This window comes from Streptomyces sp. NPDC088194, assembly GCF_040702025.1.
Classification (GTDB): Bacteria; Actinomycetota; Actinomycetes; order Streptomycetales; family Streptomycetaceae; genus Actinacidiphila.
This window is the reverse complement of record NZ_JBFBIV010000186.1, coordinates 1-6,485: the sequence shown is the minus strand read 5'-3', so window position 1 is coordinate 6,485 and position 6,485 is coordinate 1. Positions and strand designations below refer to the sequence as shown.

Genomic DNA, 6,485 nt, shown 5'->3' with positions numbered 1-6,485 from the left:
CCCCATCGGGTGCGCACCAGGTACTCCGCGGTCTGCGACACCAGCGTGTCCGCGTCCGGCGCGCGGTAGTTGGGCCACGCCTTGTGCAGCCTGGTGTTGCCGAAGACCTTCGGCCGGAAGAGCTGCGAGGAGAACGGCGACACGGACTCCAGCGCGTCGAGCACCGGTCCGTGCGGCAGGGTGCGCAGCCCGTTGATCAGGTTGGCGAAGGCCGCCTCGTCGACCAGCAGGGGGCGCAGGATCTGGCGCCTGATGAAGTTGGTGTCCTGCTCGAACGCCGTGAACATCAGGTCCACGATCCGGCCGAGCCTCGGGGTCTGCTCCAGGTCCGGGCACACGTGGTAGTAGCCGGGCTCGGCGTCGAGCAGCGCCATCGTGGCGTTGACGGTGAACTCCCCGGTGCCCAGCGCCACCGGGACGTCGGCGAGGCCGGGCATCAGTGACAGCAGGCCGTAGTAGAGCAGCTTGAGCGTGTTGTGCACCGCGTTGTACTGGCTGACGTGCCCGCTGTCGTCATCGGCGATGATCGTGGGCACCCGCGCGATCGTGGCGGGCAGCCCGCTGTCGAGGACCAGGCGCTCGGCCGCGTGCTTGGACCACTCGTAGTAGTTGGCGAAGTGGACGACGTCGGTGCTGTCGTCGTCCTCGCCGGCGGCCGCGCGGGGCTCCTCGACGGCGCCGGCGGGTTCCTCGGCGATGTCGCCGGTCGCGAGCCCGGCGGTGTACAGCGTCGAGAGCAGGACGATGCGCTCCAGGTCGGGGCAGCGCTCGGCCAGCCCGACGACCTGCTCGGTGCCGCCGATGTTGACCGCCTTCGCGGTGTCCCGGTCGACGGCGAACTTGGTCACCGCGGCGGCATGCACGATGTGCGTGATGCCGGCGGTCGGGACGGAGTCCAGCACGCCGGGCACGGTGAGGTCCGCCTCGGCGCGGCCGTACGCGAGCACGTCGCCGTAGCCGCCGTGCTCCCGCAGTGCCTTGACGATCAGTCCGCCCACGTAGCCGGCGGCGCCTGTTACCAGGACGGTCATGAGTCGGTCACCTCCGCGAGGCGGACACGGCAGACCGCCTCGTGCCGGACGAGGCGGAACTTCCGCGGCGGGCGGGCGGGTTGCTCCAGGGGACGGCGCCGGGCGCTCACACCGCCTCCAGGATGGTGGACTGCCAGTTGAGGCCGAACCCGGCCATCGTCAGCAGCAGCCGGTCGCCGGACTTGATCCGCCCGGACTCGACGAGCGCCGTCAGGTTCAGCACGTTGTCGGCGGAGATCACGTGCCCGGCGTCGGGCAGCGTGACGCTCACCACCTTCTCGGTGTCGATCTTGAACAGGTGGGCGAGGACCGTCCAGGCCACGTCGTTGGTGTTCTGGGTGACCACCCAGTCCAGGTCGGTGGCCTTCAGCTGCGCCCGCTCCAGGGTCTGCGCGATCAGCCGGTGCATGTAGCTGAAGTAGCTGCCCACGGTCTCGTCGTCGCTCGCCATGCCCAGGCCGCCGTTGGTGATCTGGTGGCTGGCGAGGAGGCGGAACGCGCCTTCGGTCGGTTCCCTGCTGACGACGCAGGCGGCGGCACCGTCGGAGATCACGTTGTACGCCTGCTCGTAGACCGCGTTCTCGGGGAACCGGTCGGCGGTCACGCACAGGACGCGCTGCCACGTGGGTTCGGTGGCGAGCATGGCGGCCGCGATCCGCAACGAGCCGAGCATCGAGGTGCACGCCTGCTGGTTGAGGCCGATCGCGATCGCGCCGTCCAGCTTGAAGTCCGCCTGGAGCCTGCTCACCGGGAAGTCCATCAGGTGCTTGACGTCCCGGCTGGTGCGCCATTCCTCGTCGCTGCCCAGGTTGCCGTTGAGCGGCAGGCAGGTGGCGTACACGATGGCGTCGGCGCCGGCCGCCCGGTCCGCTATCGGGCGGACCGCGGCACAGGCCAGGTCATAAGCCGAGGTTCCGGGCTCACACATGTAGTGCCAGCGGAATCCTGCCGCCTTCATATCCTCGGCGGAGGAGAAAAGCCTGCCCGCCGCCGCGGAATCGTTGACGTGGCTTTTCCGTTCGCCGAGCGCGTACTTGAACGAATCGATGTAGAGAGATTCCAACATCGAGCTCCCGTCTTCGCGCCGGGCCGTTGTCTGGCTCCGCGAATTTGTGTGGTCGGAATCATCGATGGGACGAGCATATGTCCGGCGGTTCAAGCAAATCCCTAGTCAGTTTCGGGACCGTGCCGCGCCGAAGGGTGCTTCCCGGGTGTTTCCGCGCGGTGCCGGCGACTGCGTCGGACCCGTGATCGACGGCATTCGCCGATGACGGGCCGGCCGGGTCCGGCCGGGGGTCCTGCCGGGTCCGGCCGGGGGTCCTGCCGAGTCCCGCGGCCGTCCTCACGACCGGCTACCGGCTGCGGACTTGGGGGCCGCGAGCCGCGGACCACGGCTGCGGGCCGCGGACTTGGGCGCCGCCGGTTGCCGACTACGCTTCCGAGCGCCGCGGACTTGCCGGATGCCGGTTGCCGACTGCCGTTCCGCGCCACGGACCTACGGCCGCGGGTCCCAGGTCCAGGGCGCCGACTGCTGCGAGGCGCCACCCGCGGGTGCCGGCGGTGTCACATGAGCCGGGTGCCGGGCAGCTTCCCGGCCGACCACAGCTGCCACATCGCCCGCCGCTGCGGCTTGCCGCTCGACGTGCGGCGGATCAGGCCGCGCTCGCCGGCGATGACGGCGATCTCGGGGTCGGGGCCGAGTTCGGTCCGCAGGGCCTGGGTGACCTTGTCGGCCCAGGGGCCCGGCGTGGACTCGGCGAACACGGCGATGCCGGGACGGCCGCCGTCGCTCATGGCCACCACGGCCAGCCGGTTGAGGCCGGCGGCCTCGCGGGCCTTGAGCTCCAGGTCCTCGACGTACACGGTGCGCGCCCGGACCTTGAGGCTGTCGCCCATGCGGCCCAGGACGTACAGGTCGCCGTCGTGCACGAAGCCGGCGTCGCCGGTGCGCAGCAGCCCGTCGAACGGCTCGTCACCGACGTAGCCGTCGGCGACCGACCGGCCGGTGATCACGATCTCGCCGAGCGAGCCCTCCGGCAGGGCCGTCCCCTCGGCGTCCGCGATCTCCACCCCGACCGCGTCGACCGGCAGTGGCCAGCCCTGCCCGGCCAGCCACCCGGCGCCGTCGGCGGCGTCGGGGGTCAGCGCGCCGGGCGGCGGCAGCAGGAGGCCGGTCTCCAGGACCCGGACCGGCTCGCCGAAGTGCATCTGCTCCCAGTCCGGCCGCAGCACCCGCCCGGGGCGGCCCACCGCGCCGGCGGTGCACGCGGAGGTGTTCTCCGCCAGCCCGTAGGCGGGGTGGATCGCGGCGGGGTCGAACCCGGAGGGGGCGGCCGCGGCCGCGAAGGCGCGCAGCGCGCCGGGGTCGGGCACCTCCCCGCCCACGATGGCGCTCTTCCACCCGGACAGGTCGAGTTCCGCCCACTGCTCCGGCCGCAGCCGGCGCGCGACGTAGCCGAAGCCGAACGACGGCGCCCCGGCGTGCGCGGCCTTGCCGGGGCCCAGGGAGGCCAGCCAGCGCTCGGGCCCGCGGATGAACTGGTCGGGCCGCATCAGCCACAGGTCGCCCTGCCGCGCGGCCGTCATCACGCAGGCCAGCAGGCCCATGTCGTGGTTGAACGGCAGCCAGGACGCCATCCCGTCGCCGTCCTTCCACTCCATCCAGCGCCACAGCACGGCGAAGTTCGCGACGATGTTGTCCCAGGTGACCTGGATGGCCCGCGGGCTGCGGGTGGTGCCGGAGGTGAACTGCAGCACCGCGACCCGGGCCGGCTCCTGCACGGTCCCCGCGCCGCTCGCGTCCCGCCGTACCTCGCTGACCTGCGCCACGCTCTCCAGCAGGGGCGCCGACTCGGCGTCGGCGAACGTCACGGCCGGGCGGGCCTGTTCGAGGATCGCGGCCGTGTGCGCGGTGTACTCCGCGCCCGCGCCGTAGCCCGGCACCGGGAGCATCGTCGCGACGCAGCCGGCCGCCCAGGCGCCGAAGAGCGCGGCGAGCCCGTCGCGGCTGCCCGGCAGGGCGATCGCGACGACGTCGCCGCGGCCCACGCCCCGCGCGGCCAGGTCCGCCGCGACCGCGCGGGCGTCCTCGGCCAGTTCCGCGTACTCGACCCGCTCCCAGCCGTCCCGTTCCCCGGCGAACCACACGCCGCGGCCGGGGGACGGCGCGCTCAGCCACCCAAGTATCGACATGTGCCCCATCCTGCACGACACGGCGCCGATATTGACTAGGGATTTGCCTGACTCACCCGGCCTACGCTCACCCTCGTCGATGATTCCGGCCACACAATTCGCGCTGCCAGGCAACAGGTCTGGTGCGAAGACGGGAGCTCGATGTTGAAACCTCTCGACATCGATTCGTTCGAGTGCCACGTGACGGTCAACGGCAATCCACGCCGTGACGACGACGCGATTTCCGCCCCAGGAGGCGACATGAGTGATCGACTGCATGGGCGCGCGGGGGACGGAACATGAGCCTCGCGGAATCCGTCGCGGTAGTGGCTCGGCGACTCAGTGAGGTCTCCCAGCATTCCTACCAGAACCCCTACACCGCCCTGGAGTGGCCGGAGACCGTCCAGCCGGAAGAGGACTGGTTCTCCACCCCTGAGCTGCTCAGCCTGGTCGGCACCCCGGAGTGGGACGCGCTGTCCGAGGCCGGCCGCAAACGGCTCGCCTTCTGTGAGGCGGTGAACTTCTACAGCCTCAACATCCATGGCGAGAAGGGGCTGATGGCCGGCCTCGCGGAGCGTCTCTACCGGAAGGAAATGATACAGGTAGCCGATTACCTGCACCACTTCCTCGACGAGGAGAACAAGCACAGCATTTTCTTCGGCGGATTCTGCACCAGGTATGCCCAGGTGTATCGCAGCCGGCAGTTCTCCGTCAACGAGGAGGAAGTGCCGAGGGATGTCGGTGACTTCCTCTTCTTCGCCAAGACCATGATCTTCGAGGAGATCGTGGACCACTACAACTGGATTCAGGCGCGCGACGAGCGGCTGCACACGGTGGCCAGGTACATCAACCGCAACCACCACGTGGAGGAGGCCAGGCACCTGATCTTCGGGCGCCAGCTGGTCACCGAGCTGTGGCGGACGCAGACGTGGGACCCGCAGACGGTGGAGGACGTGCGCGGCTACCTCGCGGCGTTCATCACCAGCAGTTGGCGGGAGTACTACAACCCCGACGTGTACGCGGACGCCGGCCTGGCCGACCCCTGGGACGTGGCCGAATCCGCCTGGCACTCGGCCCACCAGCGGGAACACCGTCGCGCGGTCACCGCCAAGTGCCTCGGATTCCTCGCCACCGAAAAGATCCTTCCCGAGGAGCCAGTCGATGCTTTCTGAGTCGGACTTCCGCGCCGAGCTGCGCGCGTGGGTCAGTGAGAAGTCGGGTGTCAAGGTCACGGACCACTCCCCGATCTTCGCCGACCGCACCCTGCGGTCCGTGCACATCCCGGAGCTCCTGCTGCTGATGGAACGGCTGCGGGGCACACCGATCGAGGTCGAGGACCTGCGCCCGACCGACTTCCGCGACATCGACACGCTCGTGACGCGCTTCGGGACCCGGTCGTGATGCACTGGCACGCCTCCGGGCAGGCGTCGCTCTCCGGCGACCTGCTGCGGCTGGCCGGGGAAGCGGACGCGGCGTTCGTCCAACTGGCGGGTGTGTGGGGGGCCGAGGCCGAGCGCCATCCGTCCACGCTGCCGGCCGCCGTGCTGCGCAAGACCGGCTACCTGCGCTCGTTCCCGCATCAGGCGACCTTCGCGGTGGGGCTCGACCCCGACGCCCTCAGCGGGTTCGCCGGCGATCCGGACCAGGACCCCCGGCCCTTCCTCGGGCCGGCCACCGAGATCCTCACCCCGGCCGCGTGCTACCACCTCTACCCGGCGCACGAGGCCCAGACCCTCGCCGAGCCGCTGTACCTGACGACGGTGAACACCTGCTACCGGCGCGAGACGGTCTACGTGCCGCTGCGCCGGCAGTGGTCGTTCACCATGCGGGAGATCGTCTGCCTCGGTACCGCCGAGGAGACGGCGCTGTTCGCGCAGCGCACCACCGAGGCCGTCACCCGGATCTTCGAACTGGCCGGGCTCGACGTCTCGTGGGAGCACGCGACCGACCCGTTCTTCGAGCCGGAGCAGAACCCGGCCTTCCTGATGCAGAAGCTCAGCCCGGTCAAGCGCGAGGCGACCTACGGGGATCTGGCCATCTCGTCGGTGAACCTGCATCACGAGCACTTCGGCGAGGCGTTCGGCATCACCAGGGCAGGGCAGGACGCGCACTCGGCATGCGTCGCCTTCGGGCTGGAGCGCTGGCTGTTCGCGATCCTCGACACGCACGGCGACGACCCCCGGTCCTGGCCCGACCTGCCCGCGCTCGCCGCGGAGGTGGTCGCCAAGTGGCCGTCGTCGTAACCGACCCGGGGCGACACGCCCTCGGGCGCACCCGATGGGA

The 6,485-nt window shown here is 70.7% G+C and carries 6 protein-coding genes; 3 read left to right on the top strand and 3 right to left on the bottom strand.

The window, feature by feature from the left end; all coding sequences use genetic code 11:
• The 3 genes from AB0399_RS40110 to AB0399_RS40100 form a co-directional block, all read right to left on the bottom strand.
• Window positions 1-1,031 (bottom strand): SDR family oxidoreductase (locus tag AB0399_RS40110; protein ID WP_366414645.1); only part of this gene is annotated, 1,031 nt, incomplete at its 3' end.
• 106 nt (window positions 1,032-1,137) lie between these two features.
• Window positions 1,138-2,097, bottom strand: a complete 960-nt coding sequence (locus AB0399_RS40105) for a 3-oxoacyl-[acyl-carrier-protein] synthase III C-terminal domain-containing protein (RefSeq protein ID WP_366414644.1) — start codon at window positions 2,095-2,097, stop codon at window positions 1,138-1,140.
• A gap of 497 nt (window positions 2,098-2,594) precedes the next feature.
• Complete coding sequence (locus AB0399_RS40100; protein WP_329369897.1) at window positions 2,595-4,223, bottom strand: AMP-binding protein; 1,629 nt, start codon at window positions 4,221-4,223, stop codon at window positions 2,595-2,597.
• Between the two features lie 278 nt (window positions 4,224-4,501).
• On the opposite strand from AB0399_RS40100, the gene AB0399_RS40095 reads away from it, so the two are divergent.
• From AB0399_RS40095 to AB0399_RS40085, 3 genes are read left to right on the top strand one after another with little or no spacing between them, the layout of a single operon-like run.
• On the top strand, window positions 4,502-5,374 hold the full coding sequence (locus tag AB0399_RS40095) for a diiron oxygenase (RefSeq protein WP_328463511.1): 873 nt from the start codon (window positions 4,502-4,504) through the stop codon (window positions 5,372-5,374).
• Window positions 5,364-5,603 (top strand): hypothetical protein, encoded by a 240-nt coding sequence (locus AB0399_RS40090; RefSeq protein WP_329369895.1) that lies wholly within the window; start codon window positions 5,364-5,366, stop codon window positions 5,601-5,603. The genes AB0399_RS40095 and AB0399_RS40090 overlap by 11 nt, the downstream gene beginning before the upstream one ends.
• On the top strand, window positions 5,603-6,445 hold the full coding sequence (locus AB0399_RS40085; RefSeq protein ID WP_366414646.1) for an aminoacyl--tRNA ligase-related protein: 843 nt from the start codon (window positions 5,603-5,605) through the stop codon (window positions 6,443-6,445). Before AB0399_RS40090 ends, AB0399_RS40085 begins: the two co-directional genes overlap by 1 nt.
• The last annotated feature ends 40 nt before the right edge of the window (window positions 6,446-6,485 follow it).